We start from the raw sequence: 19128 nt of genomic DNA on the forward strand, positions 1-19128 counted from the left end.
CGGCTCCGTGGAACTCGACGAGTCGTTGTTTAAGAAATGGGGTCAGGTTAGGACGTGTGGCAAAAACTGGGGATCCAGGATTCGAATCTCCATCCAGCCCCAAAGCGTAAACTCCTTGTGACCAGAAGCTTGCGCATGGAGGCACATAGTGAAAAGCGAGTTGTGTTGCAAGATAGTAGGGGTTGACAGGGGTTCGTAGGTCGCCGTGTTGGGCCACGTGGAAACATTTATGAGGCACCGAAGATCACTTGGATTTTGATAGCTCTGTTGTGGTGCCGGAACGGCTTCGAGTCCGAGTCGGCCACGACCAACGGTTAGACACCGTGTCCCAGCGGATCGACCTTTCTTGACAAGGGGCCTCGCTGGCCTGGTTTCGCCTATCGCGACCGGAGGATCCGCACGGTGCCATCGTGCCAGCAGGCGGCCAGCGATTGGCCGTCGGGGGAGAAGCTCAGGGCATTGACCTGGCAGGGTCGACCTTCCTGAGTCAGGAGTTCTTGTCCAGACACCGGGTCCCAAAGGTGAATGGTCCCCGACTTGCCGGCCGCGGCGAGGGTGCGACCATCGGGAGAGAAGGCCAGGCAACGCAGTTCCTCGTAGCCGGTGTGCAGCGGGGAGAGGAGTTGCTCCCGAGTCGGATCCCACCGCTGGACGACGCCGTCCTCGTGGACCCAGGCGAGGGTACGGCCGTCGGGCGAGAACGCCACCGCCGCGATCTTCACGCCTCCCTTCCAGGTCCACACCGACTCCGCTCGGTCTATGTCCCAGAGCCTCACGGTCATGTCGTTGCCCGCCGAGGCGAGACTGTAGCCGTCGGGGCTGAAGGCGACCTGGCGGATCGTGTCCAAGTGCCCGCTCAGTGTCCGGATGCAACGTCGAGTGGCCACGTCCCAGAGGCGGATGTTACGGTCGGAGCCAGCCGAGGCGAGCCGCTGACCATCGGGGCTGAAGGCGATGGTGCGGACTCTGTCCGAATGACCTGCGAGCGTCGCGAGGAGGTTGCCGTCCGTGGCATCCCAGAGGCGAAGATTCTCTCTCGGGAGGAGGCCAGCCGACGCGATGATCCGATGTCCGGGCTGGAACGCGATCGATGTGGTCGTGGCCTCGTGGGCTTTCCATCCGCGCAGGAGCCGGCCCGTCGCCACGTCCCAGAGCTTGAGTGTTTGGGGGTCGTCGGTATCGTCGCTCCCGGTCGCGAGCAAGAGGCCATCGCTCGCGAAACCGACCGCCCAGGCTTCGTCCGAATGCCCGGCCGGCTGGGGCACGGAGGATGGCTCGAAGCGCCAGACCACGGCCTGCGTCCCGGAGCAAAAGACGAGCGACCGACCATCGGGGAATCCGATGACGTTGTTTGAGGAGTCCGGATGGCCTGGAAAGGTCGCCCGGACAGCACCGGTTACCCGGCCATAGATCCTCAGGGGACGCGGGCCAGTATGGTCACCGCGGTAGCTCCAGGCAAGCAGCCGACCTCCGGGCAGAAGGGTGAACTCGCCGCCGGAATGTCCTTCATCCCCCGGATCAGCCTCGTTGACCCAAGTTTCCCCCGTGTCGAGTTGCATATTGCGCATCGTGCCCTCTAGGCCCTGGGCCACGAGGGTGCGTCCGTCGGGGCCGAATTCGAGCGGACTCACGATCCTGCCGCTGGGACCGTCGCGACGATCGATGAGCAGTCGACCCGTTTCCACCTCCCAGGCGGCCAGTTTGAGTGGGCCGCCCGGAGTTTCGACCATGGCTGTCGCAACGAGCCGGCCGTCCTCGGAGAGCCCGACACCACGATACCCATGGGCCGCGCGAGGGAGCCGGCGGAGAACGCGACCGGAGTGGGCTTCCATGATCACCACGACGCGGTTCTCGTCCTCGAGTCCGGCGACACGGCGACCATCAGCTGATACCGGGAAGCTATAGCCAGCCCCCCATCGCCGGATCAAGCGAGGGCGAAGGGCGTCTGTGTCCCCGTCCAGCCTCCAGAGGCCAGCTTCATACTGGCTGCCCGAAATCCCGGACCGCTCCCACAAGAACTGTCCCGAGGGATCGAAACGAAGATTCGCGACGGACCGCTGGTCGAAGCCATCGAAGCGGGCCAGGGACTTCCCGGTTACGGTCTCCCACAGGACCAGCCCTCCCTGACTTCGCACCACGTCAACCTCGTCGAACTGACTGCCCGAGGCGAGTCGGCGGCCGTCGGCCGAGAAGGTCAAGGCTCCGATGGCGTGATTGTGCCCGCTGAAACCGACGCGCAATTCCCCGGTGGCGGCATCGCGAAGACGGATGGTTCCGTCCCGGTCGCCAGTAGCGACCGTCCGGCCATCGGCCGAGAGTGCGAGCGACCAGACCTGCTCGGTCCGCTCCGACAAGAGGGCGACCTCAGCACGCGACTCGCGCCAGAGGTGATGCCAGGCGAACTCGCGAAGGTCGTCCTCTCCGGGGCCGGGCCGTGAGTCTCGCAGGATTTGCTGCGTCTGCTCGAACTGCCGGCCTCGGAACGCCTCGCCCGCCTGCCGGAGACGGAAGGCGTAGAGGTGATGGTCGGCGATGTGTCTGCGCTGCTCAGCCAGGTCGCGTTGGGCTTTCAACTCCCTGGAGGTCTCCTCGACACGACCCTGCTCGGTTCGGAGCTGCTCATTGTGGCGGCGAAGCCAGTGGTTGGACCAGATCAATCCGCCGGCGAGCGAGAGCAGAGCAAAGGCCGCGAACAGCGTGGCGGGGATCACCACGGCGCAGTTGCGTCGCGCCCATTTCTCGAGTCGTTCCCACCGCCCGGGTGGCCGGGCGGCGATCGAGCGCGATGCAAGGAATCGGTCCAGGTCGTCGGTCAGATCCTTGGCCGTCGCGTAGCGGCCGGAGGGATCCTTGGCCAGCGTCTTGAGGATGATTGTCTCCAGGTCCGGGGGCACGGCCGGGTTCAGCTTGTGGAGCGGCGTTGGTTCTTCCTGCGCAATCTTGCGGAGGATCTCGGTGCGATCCCCGCCGTCGAAGACGGGCTGGAGTGCCAGAAGCTCGTAGAGCGTCGCACCCAGCGAGTAAAGGTCCGTCCGACCGTCGATCACCGCCCGTTTGGCGAGCGCCTGCTCGGGGCTCATGTAGCGCAGAGTGCCGAGTATGTCGCCCGTGAGCGTCAGTCGGCTATCTCCCTGGATCTGTGCCAGACCGAAATCGGTGATCCAGAGGTGGCCCTCGACGTCGATCATCAAGTTGGCGGGCTTGATGTCCCGGTGGAGGATCCCCCGACTGTGCGCATGATCCAGCGCCTCGGCCGCCTGCCGCCCGCGTTCCGCCACGGAGCGAATATAAGCGCGGTCACGGTTCGATGTGCCGAGTGAGGTGCTGGGCTCCGTTCCTGATCCAGCAGGAGACGCGCCATCAGGACTCCTCACAAATGCCGAGGCAAGTTCTCTGAGCCGGGCGGATGATGCGGGCGATGTGCCGTGGTCCGCCCCACTCGCGCGACCGCGGAGTTCTTGGAGCACCTGGGTCAGGGTACAGCCGTCGATGAACTGCATGGCGTAGTAAGGCACGCCCCGCTCCGAACCCACGGCATGCACCGGGGCGATGTGGGTGTGGTGAAGGCAGGCCGCGGCCCGCGCCTCGAGCAGGAATCGTTGATGGCGCCGGGGATCGAGCGCCGCGGCCAATGGTAAAATCTTCAGCGCGACCCGACGTTGCAACGAGATCTGCTCGGCCGCATACACGATGCCCATGCCGCCCCGGCCGACCTCGCGGAGCAGGCGAAAGTCGCCGAGCTTCCCTAACCCGTCTTCCGGAGCGGACCGATTCGTCGTCCTGATCGGGTCCGGAGTGAACGCTACCGCCTTGCCGAACGAAGCCATTCGCTGGATTGTCGGTAGAATCCGGTTCAACTCCTCGGCCTGTTCGGGATAGGCCTCGGCAAGCTCATTCAGGTCGACTGGCTCACCTTTCTCGAGCCGTTCCGCCAACTCGGCGACCCAGTGCGCCAGAGTCTCGTCCGCGCCCATCATGTCGGGAGGGATGTGCTCGCCTCGGGGCTCATTCATGGCTCCCCGACCTCATTCGGCCCTTCAAGGAGGGGACGGAGCCGCTGCAACGAACGAAAGTGACGAACCCGAGCCGCCCCCTCACTGATGTCGAGGATAACGGCGATCTCACCAAATGCCAGTTGATCCAGGTAGCGCATCACCAGGATCTCCCGGTCCTCGTCCGCCAACTCGTTCAGCGCACAAGTGATCTGCTGACGTTCTTCTTCTCGGATCAGGTGCTTGCTCGGGCTGGTTCCACTGGTCGCCAGCAGGTCCACCAAGCGCAAAGCCGAGCCGACGCCCCAAGGACGAACACCGGACCGATCCCGTCCCGCCTCCCGACGCCGAGAGTGGAGATGATACCGATGGGCCTGAGCCAGGCGCTCGGACGCAAGCCGGTGCAACCAGGGATAGAACGGCAGTGGCCGCTCGCGGAGGTAATCCCCGAGCTTTCGGGCGGCGTCCACCAGCGTCTCCTGGACCACATCTGATGGATCGAGCCGGGACGCAAGCCGTTCATCGAACCGGACGGCGATCATCCTCCGCAACCGGGGCCTATGGCGCTCCAGCAGCCAGTGGAGAGCCCGCTCGTCACCCTCGGCCGCCTCCCGCAGACGAGCCTCAGTCTCGGGATCGTCGCTTACCATTATCGCGGACACCCTTCCAACAGAAGAAACCCGCAAGTCGTCCCCTGATGTTACCGGATGTTCGATGGCAGGTCACATTTGTTTTTCAATGATCTCCGGATTTACGAGACATCTGGATTTTTTGCGATTCCTGTAACGCCGGAGAAGCTCCTGCAGGATTAGCTATGGCGACGGGCCTCGGCGAGTGTTGCGACGGAGCAGAAGGAAGCCGGGACTATGCCGCAGTCAACTCGCGCGATCCTGGCCGCGGCATGAGAGCGGCGAATGCGGTCGGTCGTGGAGAAAACCAGGTAGCTTCCGGCTCGCGTCAGCGAGGGGCTCTTGGACGATGTCGGAGGAGTCGACTCGTAGTTTCAGTCGAGAGTCCAACCGAACGGCGACCACGATACGCTGACGGTCCGAGTGGCGATCTAACAGCCGTGTTACAGCCACATCGTCACTACGACCGCCCACTCGGAGTAGTTCCTCGGTCTCAGTGTCAGCCGGTACCATGGTCCGGTTCTTTCGACCTCACCCGTGCTCCGGAACAGCACATCCGTGACTGAAAACACGATTCCCTCTATCATTTTACAAGTGTTAGTTTTCACATACACACTTTACGAAAACCCGTCACTCGTAAGAAACGAAAGACGGGCGGCCCGCGTGTTTTTTGCGTTGCCGCAGGACTCGTAGTGGGACTGGCTGGACAAACCGGATTGATCACACTGGACAATCACCATGCTTGCACGACTTCTTCACCGACACGTTCGCGATCTGAACCAAGCCGGCAGAAAGAGTGCTGTCGGGTGGAGAGATGCCCGCAGAACTCGGCCATTGGTCCAGGAACTGGAAGCTCGGACCCTTCTGAGCTTCCTGGTCATCGACTCAGAGAGCGGGAAAGCCGAGGCTGAAATCACCACCACGTACACGTACTGGAATGGCGGGGTCTTCACTTCCCACGAAGTGGTGGAAAGTCAGTTCAATGAAGGTAAGTCAGTATCGATCGCGGGAAGGCTCGAGGGAGTCAATACGAGCTATTCCTTCAGCAGTCACGCAGAAATGACACTCGGGCCGGCCCAATACGGCCCGGGAAGCTTGGACGCACACGCCAACGGTTCCGGCACCGTCGCGCTTCGAATCGCGCCCGGCCCTGGGGAAAAGGAGGGCGATCCGGTTTCTCTTACGGTGGAAATCACCCCCGACGTCAAGGGAGGAGGTGTTGCGAACGTGGCACTGACGCCATTCAATAAACCGGGAACTTACGTGGCCCATATCGGAGACTCTATCACCGCCAGCATTGACTTCCTCGCGGAGCTCACCGGCGTTAACGACATCGGAACCCCTTGGCCCCCAATCACCGTGTCCGCGAATATGAATGTCAGGTACACCGTGTCACCCGCCCTTCCTCCCGACATTGAGGCGACAAGTCTCGCGTGGAATTCCGGGCTTGGCGGCGTCGATTACACTTACTCGATCAAGAATTCTCCTCTGCCCAAGCCAGCGACCGTCGCACTCTACTGGTCCCCGACTACAACGTTCGACCCATCCACTGCGACTCGAATCCAGGGAACAGAGGTCACCACCGAGATCGCCGTACGCGATTATCCCCCAGTCCACATTAATGCCTCTACCCTGGCCACTCCCCCTGGAGGGACTAAATATCTTCTGGTCGTGGCCGACCCGCCAAGCAACAGCAAGCCCAGCGGTGAGGTGGCCGAGTCGAATGAGAACAACAACATTCTTTTCACCACGATCACCGTGGCCGAGGTCAACCACGCACCGCTGCTTGGTGCCATCGGCAATCGCGTGGTCAACGAGGGCAGCCTCCTGCCGTTCACGATCGTCGGCAGCGACCCCGATACAGGGCCAGGTGCCAAGAATGTGCTGACATACTCCGCCTCCGGGTTGCCCGCCGGGGCCACACTCGACAGCAGCACCGGCGCCTTCGCCTGGACACCAACAGAGGCGCAGGACGGCAGCTACTCGGTGACCTTCACCGTCACCGACAACGGCACGCCGGCGCTCTCGGCTTCCGAGACCATCACGATCACCGTGGCCGAGGTCAACCAAGCACCGCTGCTTGGTGCCATCGGCAATCGCGTGGTCAACGAGGGCAGCCTCCTGCCGTTCACGATCGTCGGCAGCGACCCCGATACCGGGCCAGGCGCCAAGAATGTGCTGACATACTCCGCCTCCGGGTTGCCCGCCGGGGCCACACTCGACAGCAGCACCGGCGCCTTCGCCTGGACACCAACAGAGGCGCAGGACGGCAGCTACTCGGTGACCTTCACCGTCACCGACAACGGCACGCCGGCGCTCTCGGCTTCCGAGACCATCACGATCACCGTGGCCGAGGTCAACCAAGCACCGCTGCTTGGTGCCATCGGCAATCGCGTGGTCAACGAGGGCAGCCTCCTGCCGTTCACGATCGCCGGCAGCGACCCCGATACCGGGCCAGGCGCCAAGAATGTGCTGACATACTCCGCCTCCGGGTTGCCCGCCGGGGCCACACTCGACAGCAGCACCGGCGCCTTCGCCTGGACGCCAACAGAGGCGCAGGACGGCAGCTACTCGGTGACCTTCACCGTCACCGACAACGGCACGCCGGCGCTCTCGGCTTCCGAGACCATCACGATCACCGTGGCCAAGGTCAACCACGCACCTCGGAATATCGTCCTGAACACCGATTCTATCGACGAAAACAGCATTTTTACACTCGTCGGTTCGTTTGACGATCCGGATGTACTCGATCTCCACACTATCGCCATCGACTGGGGCGAGGGCATACCGCAGGTCTTCACTCTGCCGGTCGGACTAAGAGCATTCGAGGCTTCGCATAGGTATATTGACGATCGTCCCTCCGCCACGACCTCTGATGTCTACACCATCGACGTCCTCGTTTACGACGGGATCGGGAGTTCTACGGACTCATCCTCCGTCGTAATCAACAACATCGTGCCGGCGGTCTCACTCTTGACGAACACCTCGCCCGACGGCGAAGTCGAGGAGGGGCAAACGGTCTTCGTGAGGGGCCTCTTCTCTGACATCGGCGTGTCCGACACGCACACGGCGACCGTCAGTTGGGGCGACGGCACCACCACCAATGCGTCCGTCCTCGAAAGGCAAGGATTCGGCAGGGTTGCGGGCTCCCATATCTACGCCAATGGGGGAATCTACACCCTCGCCCTCACCGTCGCCGACGACGACGGTGGCACGGTGGTCAAGACGACGCAGGCAGTTGTCGCTGGCGCGGGCATCAGAGACAAGGTCCTCTACATTGTCGGGACCAATGGTGACGACGACGTCATGGTCAGTAAACAGAGGATCGGTGACAGCCAGGCCACAGTGCAAGCCGGCTTCCTCCCCAACAGGTTGAAGAGATTCACCTCGTCCTGGTTCGACTCGATCATCATCTACTTGGGAGACGGTGACGATAAGGCCACGGTCTCTGTAAACATCACCACGCCGACTCTCATGAGCGGCGGGCGGGGTGCCGATCTGCTGAACGGCGGTGGGGGGAGCAGCATCCTGCTTGGAGGTGGGGGGAACGACACGCTCAACGGCGGCTCAGCCCGCGACCTCGTCATCGGGGGCGGTGGGCGCGATAAACTCGTGGGCAACGGTGCCGACGATATCCTGATCGGCGGCTCGACGATCTACGACGGCACAACCTCCTACGACATCGATGTGGCCGCGCTGCAGGCCATCATGGACGAGTGGAACGGGGTCGGCACCTACCAGGTGCGCACCGGGAAAATCCGGAGAGGCTTCCTCAAGGTGGGCCGGACGATCAAGCTCGGCGGCGGCAACGTCATCGACAACCTGGCCGCCGACGTACTGACCGGTAGTGCCGGGCAGGATTGGTACTTCCTGAGTGACGGTGATTCGTCCAGCGGTCGCAGACCGGACGAGGCGAACGGCTGATCTCCCGGAGCAGGCACTAGAACGCGGGACCCATTACAGCCGAGATAGGACGGCCGGTGGCCGAAGGGGAACTCCGGCCACCACCGCGTTGCCGGAATCGAAAAGCCAGCGATGTCGGAAACGGTGGAAACGAGGGCGGGCAGCCTGGGGACGAAGTGGCCCCGTCCCGGCCAGGGATACTGGCGTTTCGTTCAGATTCCGGAGACGATTTGCCGACGAGTTCGCATCCTCCCGCCGATTTCAGCCCCAACGGGGCAGCCGAAGAAAGCCCGGGATAACGTCCCCGAAACTCAACACCGGGGCTTTTCGTCCGGCGGAAGACCGAGAGCAATTAGTTCCTCGCTCGCCTTGATATGGCGAGCGAAGACTAAGCCACCTCGAGTATTGCCTCCGCCGGACACTTGCGATCTGACCCGCCTAACTACTATTCACTCGCCGCACGGAGCCGTCGGGGCTGGCTGCGTGCGGGGGGATCGAAAATGGTCGTCTGGCTGGCGATTGCCTCGGGGATGTAGCAGCGGGCATGCTGCTGACGATTGGTGACGCCCTGTACGTTGCGTGCGACTCGGTCCTGGAAGTCGAAGAGAGTGAGCGGGCGATCGGCTTCGCTGGTCAATCGAGAGCGACCCTGCACGTTCAGCGAATCGAGAATTCCCAAGGCAAATGCTCCGTGGCCGCGAGAGACGACGGACTGGCTCGGACCGTGGATCGAGGAGACCATCGTAATCACGTTGCGCTGGTAGAGCGTCCGCGCCCACTCGTTCAGGCCACGATTGGTCTGCGGAGGTGCGGGCCGTTTCTCGTGGAGCGTATCGAGCATGAGCATCACGGTGCAGCCGTAGTCGGCAAGCTGGCCTAACGTCTCGGCGATGACCGTGGTGGAAATCGATGACGCCGCCGCCGTGCTGAGCGTGCTGTCGGCCGCCACGATCGCGGCGTCCTTGCCAAGGGTCAGGAAGTGCGAGTCGATCGAGACGAAGACGGTGTCTCCCTGTCCGAGTTCCCCGCGCTCGCGTTCCTCATTGAGGGTCTTGAAGGCCGTGAAAATCCGATCCGCGGTGGCGTCAGTTCCCAGAATCGGGCGGACATCCACCCGCTGAAATCGTGACGAGCCACCGGGTGCGCCAAGGAAGGCTCCAACGTCGCGGGCGTCTTCGGTGGCGAACGGAATCCGTGGCAGACCCGAATCACCCGTTCCGAAAGAGTCGGCACCAATCGTGAGCACAACCAGACGAGGGGGCGCCTCCTCGACCGGCTTCGGTGGTTCCGGAGCGATCACCTCAAAAACGTTCGTCCGCTCCTTCGCGAGACTGTTGACCGCAACCACGCTGACCTTGTGAATCCCAGGGTTCACGTTGACCGTAACCTCGCGATCGACGGCCGCGACTGGCGGGTCGAAGAGTAGCTCGGTGACCTTGCCGCTGTCGACCAGGACGCGCAGAGCGCTGATTAAACCACGCCCCGCGACGCCATCCTCGGTGGTCGCCCGGACCCGGATCGGTACCGCCCCGCCACCAACAACAAGCGGCTCGAAGGAGGGCCGGGTGGGGCCGACGATCTCGACGCGCGGCAGCCGGTCTTCGGCGACGATCTGTTCCGGCTGACGCACCGGCGCAGGTTCACCTGGAGCGGGGTCAAATGCTCCCAGGTCGGCCGTCTGGAGCAAACGGTCGAGCTCGAGCGGCTTTCTCAGCTCTTTCTCGAAGTTATCGAATGAAAAGTAGTCGGTCGACTCGGTCGGTGCGAGACGGTTGCGGTGCCAGCCGAGATACTTGCGGTCGCCGATGGCCGAGGTGTCGTAATACCCTCGGGGAGTCCAGAGAACCCACTCACGATCGAGCGTGGGAAAGAGGGAGAGCGCCGGGGCATCGCGTTTGGTCGTGATCAACTCGACCCGCTTGCCCGCGCGAAGGACCACGAATTCGAGCTTGGTGTTGGGGACCGCCTTGTCGAGTTGCCCGAGCTCAGTCGTCTCCTTGGCTCCGACGTAGAACTTCTGGATCTGGTCGCCGACATGCAGGTCCATGGCCTCGGCAAAGCTCTTCGGTTCGACCGCGGCCACGGAAACCTGGCCGCCGGCCGCCGTGTCGAATCGCGCTCCGAGCGGCGGGAGCGTGTCGCAACCCGCCAGCCGCCAGAACCGCACCGTCTGATCGGCCGACCCGGTGGCAAGCCAGACACCATCAGGTGATGGCGCCAAGGTATAAACAGGTCCGCTGTGTCCGGCATAGATGCGCGTCCGCGCCCCGTCCTGAAGTCGGAAGAAGATCACGCCCACTTCCGAGCCGACAGCCAGCATCGGCAATGGGTGACCCGGACTCTTCGGAATGAAGCTGTACGACCACCAGCGCCGGTCGGTATTCGGGTCGAGCCGAAGCCGGTAGCCCTGCCCCTGCGCGTTCAAGAGGTCGAGCGTGTAAGGATCGATGGGTTGAACTTTCCAGCCGTCGAGCGTGGGAATGGCTCGGCTGAGTTCACCCTGGTCGAACATCGTGACCCGCTGGCCCCTGAGGTCGAAGTCCTCGTACTTCGGAGCCGCGCCGGGCTGCTCGGGGCGACTTCGCAAGTAGCCGACCGTACGGCCGTCCGGGCCGAACCCAATATCCCAGATGCTGCTCCCCTGCCCCGCCAGTTCGATTGGCGCCTGGTTCAGATCAGTGAGGTCTCGAATCGTAATCCCTTGCGTATCCCCCCCCGCAAATGCCAGCCGCTTGTCATCGGGACTGAACGTGCACGCATTCACCAGGTTTGAGACGCGAGCCAGCCTGGATTGCACGGCCCCCTGGGGCATCGATCGCAGTTCGACGTCGCACTCGACACTGGGGAGATCCGAGGACCGAGCGAGGCGATGGCTGAGGACGCTCGACACCAGTCTGTTGCCATCGTGGCTGACGGCCAAGGCCTCAACGGCCCCTTGCCCGTTCTCGCCCCGAGGGAGCAGCGTCTCGTTCGCGAGGTTCGCCAGATCAAAGCGCACCAGGTCGCCATTTTCGCGCCCGATCACGACCCAGTTCCCTTTGGGACTGACCACCAACGCATTGATGGCATCCCCGGCAGGGTCCTGGGGATTCTGCCGGCCCGGATTCGGCCGCGCGGTGGCGACAATGGCTCCGCGGTCGACATCCCAGAGATTGAGCAATCCATCGGCCCCTCCGGTGACGAGCCGGCGACCGCTCGGAGTGTAGGCCAAGGCGTTCACCGGACCTCGGTGCCCCGACAACACGGAGGTCGTGGTTCGGGTTTGCAGTCCCCAGATACGGACCGTGGCGTCATTGCTTCCGGAGGCCAGGAACTGGCCCGTGGGATCAAAGGCAAGGCACATGACACTCATGCCGTGGCCGCGCGGGGGCCCCGACGGCAGTTGGGAATCCACCTCCCCGGTCGTCCCGTGCTGCAGTCCCGGATAGCGAAAGAAGTTGATCTCGCCACGGTTGCTATCGACACCAATTCCAGCGACGGCCAGGATCCGTTGGCCACGAGCGTCGGCCGCTGGGGAGAGAGCCATGGCATAGATCGAGCCGGCATACCCTCGCCAGATCCGCGGTCGAATCGTTTGAACAAGTCGCGGGCGGGGATCGCCGAGATTCCAGACGTTGACCACCTTGTCCATGCCACCGGAGAGGATCGACGAGCCATCGGCCGCCGTGAAGATCAACGAGCGCACGGGCGCGGAGTGGCCACCGCTGTTGACGACGGGAATCGGCTGCGTGATGTCCCCAAGATTGGCCTGGGCCTCAGCCCGGCCCCCCCACATGGCGGAGCTCAGGAGCAACGCTCCACCGCAAATCCAACGATGTCGGTACATCAAGCTGATTCCACTCCCCTCGGTGATGGAAATCTCCGAGGTTGACCTGGGATACGTCGACTTATGCCCACGCCGGTGTGGCACACTCGACGAATCCCCTTGGGGAATACCTTCGTGGTAAGAAGACCGGCGTCAGATTTCGCGACTCAGAGTCTACTGTCCCGCTCGCTGCAGTGTGACACGACCCTCGCGATTCCCAGACGATTCCTAACGTACGGACTTGCCTTAACAATTGGCAACAAAAGAGTCATCAGAACCACTGATTCGACCGATTATTTTAGCATAATCCCAACCTCCCCACCTGGAACTTGGGTTTCGGGACATTACCGTCGCACGAGGTTGAAACCATCACCGACCACCTGAGTTCAGGGGTACGGGGGAACTCATTCCGATGAGAAAACGTCGAAATAGGATCCTGACCCTCGGGCTGTCGGCCCTCGCGTTATCGACGGCCATACCAGCCCCAGCCCTCGAATGGCCCTGGCGCAACCGGTCGTCAAGCTGCCAGCATTGCGGGCAATCCGTCCGGTTTCGGGCCCCGTCCGGCCACACCTGCCCGGCCACGATGCCGATGCCAGTTCAGACGCCCTTTTCTCCGATCATGGCCCCGCCCTCGGTCGGGTACGACCCGATGGCGATGCCACGTCCCGGAGAGCCCTTACCAGAAGGGCCGTCCACCGGAGCCGCGATGGGCCCCGGGGCCGGTCAGTTTCCCTCGGCCGAGGGGGCAACACCCCCGGGCGCCGCGGGAACCGCGGGAGCGACACCCCCGGGAGCCGAGGGAACTACCCCGCCAGGGGCCAATGCAGCCACTCCTCCCGCAGCCGATGCCGGCTCTCCCTCAGCCTCGTCGGGATTGGGAGGCGGCCTGAGCGAACCCCAGGGTGCGCTCAATATGTTCGGAGACGTGGCGCCTGTCTCCCGGCTGGCGATTCTCCAAACTAATCGACCGGGCTTTGTGCCACCGCCGCCGCCCGAGCCGCCGAATCGACCGACCCGCTTCCCGTCCGAACGAATGAAGTCCGCCGCATTCGTGCCGAGCGTACGTAACTTCAAAATCGCCGATAACCAGACCCCGATGCCCGTCGATCGGATTACCTACAGCTTTAACTTCTTCGACGACGTCAACGGCGCCATCAACAAACGATTCAACGTTCCGCTCTCGCAGATCCAGGCCTATCGCCATGTCTTCGGTTTCGAGAAAACGTTCTTTGATAAAAACGCGTCATTCGGTATGCGGCTGCCGCTCAACACGTTGACCGCCAACAGCCCGATCCGAAATCTCGGGCCGACGAGCACTTCGCTTGGCGACCTGACCGCCTTCGTCAAGTACGCACTCTGGATCGACCGGGAAAAAGGGCGGGTCCTGTCAACCGGGTTGGCCGTCACCATGCCCACGGGTCCGGCCACGTTCGGTGGAGCCAACTACCTCCGAGGGTTGCACTACACCAACCTTCAGCCCTTCCTCGGAGCCCAGTGGACCTGGGGCGATCTGTACGCCATCAACTTCACCTCCATCGACGTCCCGACCAGTTCGCGTGACGTGACGATCATCTACCAAGACTTCTCGCTCGGCTACTTCCTCTATCGCAACCCCAACCCGAACGGCTTCATTCGGTCGATCGCTCCACGCTTGAAGCCCACGTCAACGTGGCACTCAATCATAACGATCCGTTTGACCGCAGAGACATCTCCGCGACGAGCCAAGTGGTGGGCTTGACCGAGGGCCTCAACGTCTTCTTGAGGAACAACTCCGTCCTCTCGTTCGGCCTGGTCGAACCGGTCACCGGTCCCCGACCGTTCAATCTCGAAGCCATGCTTCTGCTGAACACCTTCTTCTGATCCAGGCCTACGCGACCCGCCTGAAACGGCTTCCAATCCTACGGCCGGGCCCCCCTCCCCGAAGTGATATCGGGGAGGGAGTCCCGGCCTATTTCTTCAGACCCGTCTCGATCCTCGCCGAAGCAAATTCCGGCCTCGGGTCGGAGCCGACGCGGTGGACGCGGCCGATTGAACCTGGACCCCCTGAATGAAGGTCGCTCGGAAGTCGGATCCGGTTCTCACCCGTACGTCGCCATCATTGCCGTCCAGGAAGTTGCCCTCTCTGTCGGTCAAACCACCGGGAGCCGTCCCGATGACGCGGAGTTGGAACGCCGTGTTCCGAGGGATCGGCTTGGTGAACGTCACCGTGACAATCCGGTAAATCTCGTCGAAGACTACGCTTGCAACCGGGATCCGCGTTCCGGGCCGAGAGTTCCGCCTGAGGGTGGTGACGACGTAGTTCGCCGGATTCAACGCACGCTGAGCATCGAGATAAGTCGTGAAGATCACCCCGATCGCGCTGACCGTCCCCGTCGAGGGACCGGCGAGCAGGCCGACCCGTTCCACCTGCGGCCCTTCCGACAACTCGCGAACGCTCACTCCTCCCGAGGAGTTGAACCGAATGACGTTACCGGCGGGCGAGGATGCCGGAGCCACGAAGTTGCCGGGGCTCGAGTAGAGGAAAACTCCAAAGGAGTTGCCCAGCCCACGCGTTCCCACACGATTGGTCCCAATGAAATTGCCGAGAATCGCGTTGTTCGTCGCGTTGTCACCGAGAATTTGAATCCCGATCGATCGATTCCCAGCAATGACGTTGCCCGCCCCAGGAGTGCTTCCCCCAATCAAGTTGCCCGATGCGTCGTTGACGAAAATGCCCTGAGCATTGCCAAGCCGGCCCGTCCCCGCGGCATCCGTACCGATCAAGTTCCCCTGGATCACGTTGCCCGTGGCAACGCCTGGAGGATTAAACATCGGTTGACCATTAAAGACCGTCGCGTCATTGAAGATCTGAATGGCCACCGACGAATTTCCCGAGATGAGGTTACCCATCCCGGGCGCATCTCCACCGATCAGGTTCTGCGCCGCCCCCAGGATCACCACCCCCTGGAAGTTCGGCACAGACAACGTGCCCGTGACGTCCGTGCCGATATAGTTGCCCATCACGTGGTTGAACACCGAACCGCTGCCGACCAGGTAGATGCCGACGCCCCGATTGCCCGAGATAATGTTGCGTTCCGCCCGCGTGAGGCCACCGATCGTATTCCCGGTGATATTCTGGATCTGAACGCCATCCCCGTTTCCAACCGACCGCGTGCCGGAAAGGTCGGTGCCGATCCGATTCCCCACGACCCGGTTGCCTCCGGTCCCTTCCAGCAGTAGACCGATCCCGCCGAATCCGTTGATCACCAACGACTGGACCGTGGAATGGCCACCGGCGAGTCTGAGCCCGTTGACTCCGGCTCCGGCTCGGTTCCCACTGATCTCGATGAGCGGTTCCCCTTGGAAACCGGGCTGGCTCGCCCCATCTATGAAGACCGGATACGTAATCACGGGCAACTCGATGACCGGCGAAATGCGATGCGGACCCGCTCCCGGGATATTGAACCGGATTGTCGTCGGGATCTGATCCGCGTTGACATCCTCGATCACAAACCGGAGCGAACCCGGCCCGCTATCGGCATCGGTGGTGACGATGTCGTTGGAAAGGACCGTGGCGGTTGTCCTCACCGTTGTCGAAACGCCTTGGGGGTCATGGATTACCACCGTCACGATGTAGGGAACGCCAGGCGCCGATTCTCGGAGATAAAGATGCGACCCGTTTACCAGATAGCTCCCTTCGCCCTCCGAAACGATCGTTCCCTCCGAGGGAGCCGTGCCATCGCCCCAATCGATCGTTGCCGTGAAAGGCACCTCCGACGAAGAGAAGCTCGGAGTGAACAAGACGAGCGACTTCGTGAACGACTGGTCCTCGGTCACCGTGATCGGCAACGGTGTCACCTCGAGGGCCGAGGAAACGATCTGAGCGGTGCTCGGAATGGTGATCACACTGCCGCCAACATCCGTGACAGTGAATGTGACACCCCCGCGGATCGTGACCGACGTGTTCGGCTGGTCAACGACATTCACGTTGACCGGATATTCCCCGCCATTGAGATAGGTATGGGAACCAGTCACTTCAAACGTCGATCCTGTTGAACTGCTCGTTTGCGTGACAGTTCCCGACGTCGGAGCCGTCCCATCTCCCCAGTCGATCGTCGCGTTGAAGTGGTTCGCCGGTTCGTTGGAATCCGCGTCGGAGAACCCGCCAACTCCGATGTCCGACAGCGGAATCCCTGCAAATCCACTGATCGTGGTTGGTGACGGGCTCAACGGGGGATTGGCCGCATTGATGATGGTCACTTGCTCAATGTTGGCCAACGTGATCGTGGGGAAATTCCCAATATTGATGGTGGTCCCCGTAAACGTCACAGTCGCTCCGCCCGCATCAATGTTCAAGACATCGTTGCCGTCTCCCCCGTTCAGAAAGAGGCTTCCCCCTGCCCCAAGGCCCGAGGGGAGAACCGTGAATCGGTCGTCATTCCCCCCGGAATTGATGACGGTTGCCACCCCGGGTGCGGTCGCGAGAACATCAATCTGGTCTGCACTTTGGCTCGAGAGAATCGTCAGTGAGGAGAGACCCGTCGCCGTGTTGGGCGTATTTAACGTAATCACCTGGCCAGGCCCACTCGGCGAACCGTCACGAGTCAGGTCGAGTCGAACATTCGTCTTGTTGGCGAAGTCGATCAGTTCGAAACCGACCGGACTGTCACCGCTGTTGATCTCTGTTGTCTGAAAGCCCTGCGAAATCGGTCCGGCGATCAGATTAAAGACGACTGCGCTGCTCGGCGCGAGAAAGTTGAAATCGATCGCCGGAACCGTATCAATGATGGGACTCAAGTTGAGAAACTGAATCGAGGAAAAGGTTTCAATACGAGAATCCGTCAGTGTAATGAAGCCGTCAGTGGAGTTCGACGGCTGATACGTTTCGACGGTAAAGGATCCCCCTCTGAGCACTAACGTATTGAAGCCGGCATTGCCGTTGTAGATGAGTCCAGCACCGGATGGGATGGGGTTCGTGCCCGAGAAATCAACGGTCAGCGTGTCCGCTCCGGAACTCCCCAAGTAGCTGATCCCGCCGAGAGCTGCGTTGGCAAACTGAATCGGCTGGGTCGTCAGTCCCGAAATCTGCCCCCCAGCGAGCGTCGCACTCAGGTTGGCCGTCGAGTTCGTCCCATCGAGGACCAAGTTGGTATTCCGCATCTCGCCCAGAACGCGAATCGCTCCACCGAGCGTCGATCCGAGCGCGAGGCGCACCGTATCCGGAGCCGCGACTGGGGACGCGCCCGCGTTGTCGATCTCCAATGTGTTCGTCGTCCCGAGAATCGCGATCGTATCCGATCCGGCGCCGGGGTTGAGACTCGTCGGAGCACTCGTATCATTGACGGTGAACGCGTTGCCCCCGGTCCCGCCTCGGAAGTCCAAGCGGTCGATCTGTCCCGCGGTCCAACTGATTTGTGCAGGCGCCTCGGGAGTCGTACTCGAGACCGAAGTCGGATCGATCGTCCAGTTGAGCCCCACGGTGCCCCCCGAATCGTCGAGCGTCAACGATGTCGGCGTTGTCTGCCCCGCCTGGGCTCCGATGGAGACCGGTTGCCGAATCCCGGCAAGTGAAGACGCACCGCTGCTTGCCGTGGAACCGAGTCTGACCGCCTGAAACCCAGTGACCGACGTGGGAGCATCAATCGAGGCAATCGACAGGTGATTGATTTGTTCGTTGCTTGAGGAGATCGACATGCTCGTGACCGAGGAAACCGGCCCAGTCACCACGTTGGTGCCACTGCCTGACCATCCCAGTGATATTGCCGAGTTCGACAAAGTGATCGTTTGAAATTGATCGACCACGGTATAGGTGCCATTCGGACCGGAAGACACGATCGACAACTCATTGGGAGTCGTGGACGGCGTTCCGGACTCCACATAAGTCAGCGGACCGGGTTCGAAGCTCCCGGACCCTGACATCGCGATATCAAGGAACGAGAGTAGGCACCGGTGCTCGAGAGACTCGAACTTAAGCCCACGCCCCAGGATCCGACGCGGTCGTTCCTGCTTCAAGCTTCGCGATTCGGAGGGATTTGCTCGCCAGTCGTAAAAAGAAAACATAAATGAATCTCGTAAAAATTCGACTCTGGAGGGGCTAATCACTCTCTTCGACCGCGATCTCCGACCGTCCTCCGGCGTCAACATCGACAAGCGATAGGTCAACTCGCGAGTGGAAGACGCCGCAAGTAGGAACGCTGACAACATACAAACCGTGACGTCCGCACGACCGAATTATCCCGTAACCGAGCGCACATCGACACGCAAAAACTCAAGCCCTCCCAAAATACCCACTGCCATCCAGCCACACAAACCCCGCAATCCACGAAATCACCTCCACACTCCCACTCCGCAAACCTCGCCAGCGACCCTCCAGCCCTGGCACGCTCTGCGCGTTTCACCCGAGTTGGCCCCCTTCCAAAGGAAGGTCACGCAGGGATCTCAACGGAGCCCGGAATTGGAGGAGATCTCGCCGACCGGACGTGAGCTGAAACCCACGGATCACATCGCCGACCGTACCATAGCAGCCGGCGACGCGACTCCATGCCGTCCGCTCACTCCGACACAACCTGAAACGATTTTACATTTATGATTTCATAACATTCCCAATACAACACACAAAATCTCATTGTCGTTTTCCATTTGCACCCCTGCGATCATCCAGCCTCAGCCCTGGATTGCCTTCCAAAGTCCGGGCCGTGCGGTAGCCGCGAAGCGACGACACCTTCAAGCAGATCGGCCCTTGGGGTATCATACTCGCTTTGCGAGAACCAGGTCCGTGATGACAGCGGTCCCATGGATCATGCTTGCTTTGAACACC

General features: G+C 61.9%; 7 protein-coding genes. 3 read left to right on the plus strand and 4 right to left on the minus strand.

Features of this window, described 5'->3' with window-relative positions; translation table 11 throughout:
* Positions 1–377 precede the first annotated feature (377 nt).
* Both V5E97_RS19435 and V5E97_RS19440 read right to left on the minus strand, forming a co-directional pair.
* Entirely contained in the window at positions 378–4013 is a 3636-nt protein-coding gene (locus V5E97_RS19435) for a protein kinase domain-containing protein (protein ID WP_406700938.1), read from the minus strand.
* The gene (locus tag V5E97_RS19440) at positions 4010–4642 is read right to left on the minus strand and encodes a sigma-70 family RNA polymerase sigma factor (RefSeq protein WP_406700939.1); all 633 of its coding nucleotides are present in this window, start codon (positions 4640–4642) and stop codon (positions 4010–4012) included. The genes V5E97_RS19435 and V5E97_RS19440 overlap by 4 nt, the downstream gene beginning before the upstream one ends.
* Before the next feature lie 813 nt (positions 4643–5455).
* Between V5E97_RS19440 and V5E97_RS19445 the strand changes: the two genes are divergently transcribed.
* On the plus strand, positions 5456–8545 hold the full coding sequence (locus tag V5E97_RS19445; RefSeq protein ID WP_406700940.1) for a PKD domain-containing protein: 3090 nt from the start codon (positions 5456–5458) through the stop codon (positions 8543–8545).
* 424 nt (positions 8546–8969) lie between these two features.
* Here V5E97_RS19445 and V5E97_RS19450 read toward each other — a convergent pair whose 3' ends face one another.
* Complete coding sequence (locus tag V5E97_RS19450; RefSeq protein ID WP_406700941.1) at positions 8970–12350, minus strand: hypothetical protein; 3381 nt, start codon at positions 12348–12350, stop codon at positions 8970–8972.
* 571 nt (positions 12351–12921) lie between these two features.
* On the opposite strand from V5E97_RS19450, the gene V5E97_RS19455 reads away from it, so the two are divergent.
* Both V5E97_RS19455 and V5E97_RS19460 read left to right on the plus strand, forming a co-directional pair.
* Entirely contained in the window at positions 12922–14070 is a 1149-nt protein-coding gene (locus V5E97_RS19455) for a hypothetical protein (protein ID WP_406700942.1), read from the plus strand.
* A complete protein-coding gene (locus V5E97_RS19460) occupies positions 14061–14192 on the plus strand; it encodes a hypothetical protein (protein WP_406700943.1) in 132 nt (43 codons plus the stop codon). The genes V5E97_RS19455 and V5E97_RS19460 overlap by 10 nt, the downstream gene beginning before the upstream one ends.
* Positions 14193–14288: 96 nt before the next feature.
* Here V5E97_RS19460 and V5E97_RS19465 read toward each other — a convergent pair whose 3' ends face one another.
* Positions 14289–18143 (minus strand): beta strand repeat-containing protein, encoded by a 3855-nt coding sequence (locus V5E97_RS19465; RefSeq protein WP_406700944.1) that lies wholly within the window; start codon positions 18141–18143, stop codon positions 14289–14291.
* Between the last annotated feature and the right edge of the window lie 985 nt (positions 18144–19128).

This window comes from Singulisphaera photorubra (assembly GCF_045290345.1).
GTDB lineage: Bacteria > Planctomycetota > Planctomycetia > Isosphaerales > Isosphaeraceae > Singulisphaera.

What these genes read in the sequence shown, in the direction of transcription:
- V5E97_RS19435 (WP_406700938.1), bottom strand. Translation starts at nt 4,013, where the DNA reads ATGAATGAGCCCCGAGGCGAGCACATCCCTCCCGACATGATGGGCGCG.
- V5E97_RS19440 (WP_406700939.1), bottom strand. Translation starts at nt 4,642, where the DNA reads ATGGTAAGCGACGATCCCGAGACTGAGGCTCGTCTGCGGGAGGCGGCC.
- V5E97_RS19450 (WP_406700941.1), bottom strand. Translation starts at nt 12,350, where the DNA reads ATGTACCGACATCGTTGGATTTGCGGTGGAGCGTTGCTCCTGAGCTCC.
- V5E97_RS19455 (WP_406700942.1), top strand. Translation starts at nt 12,922, where the DNA reads ATGCCAGTTCAGACGCCCTTTTCTCCGATCATGGCCCCGCCCTCGGTC.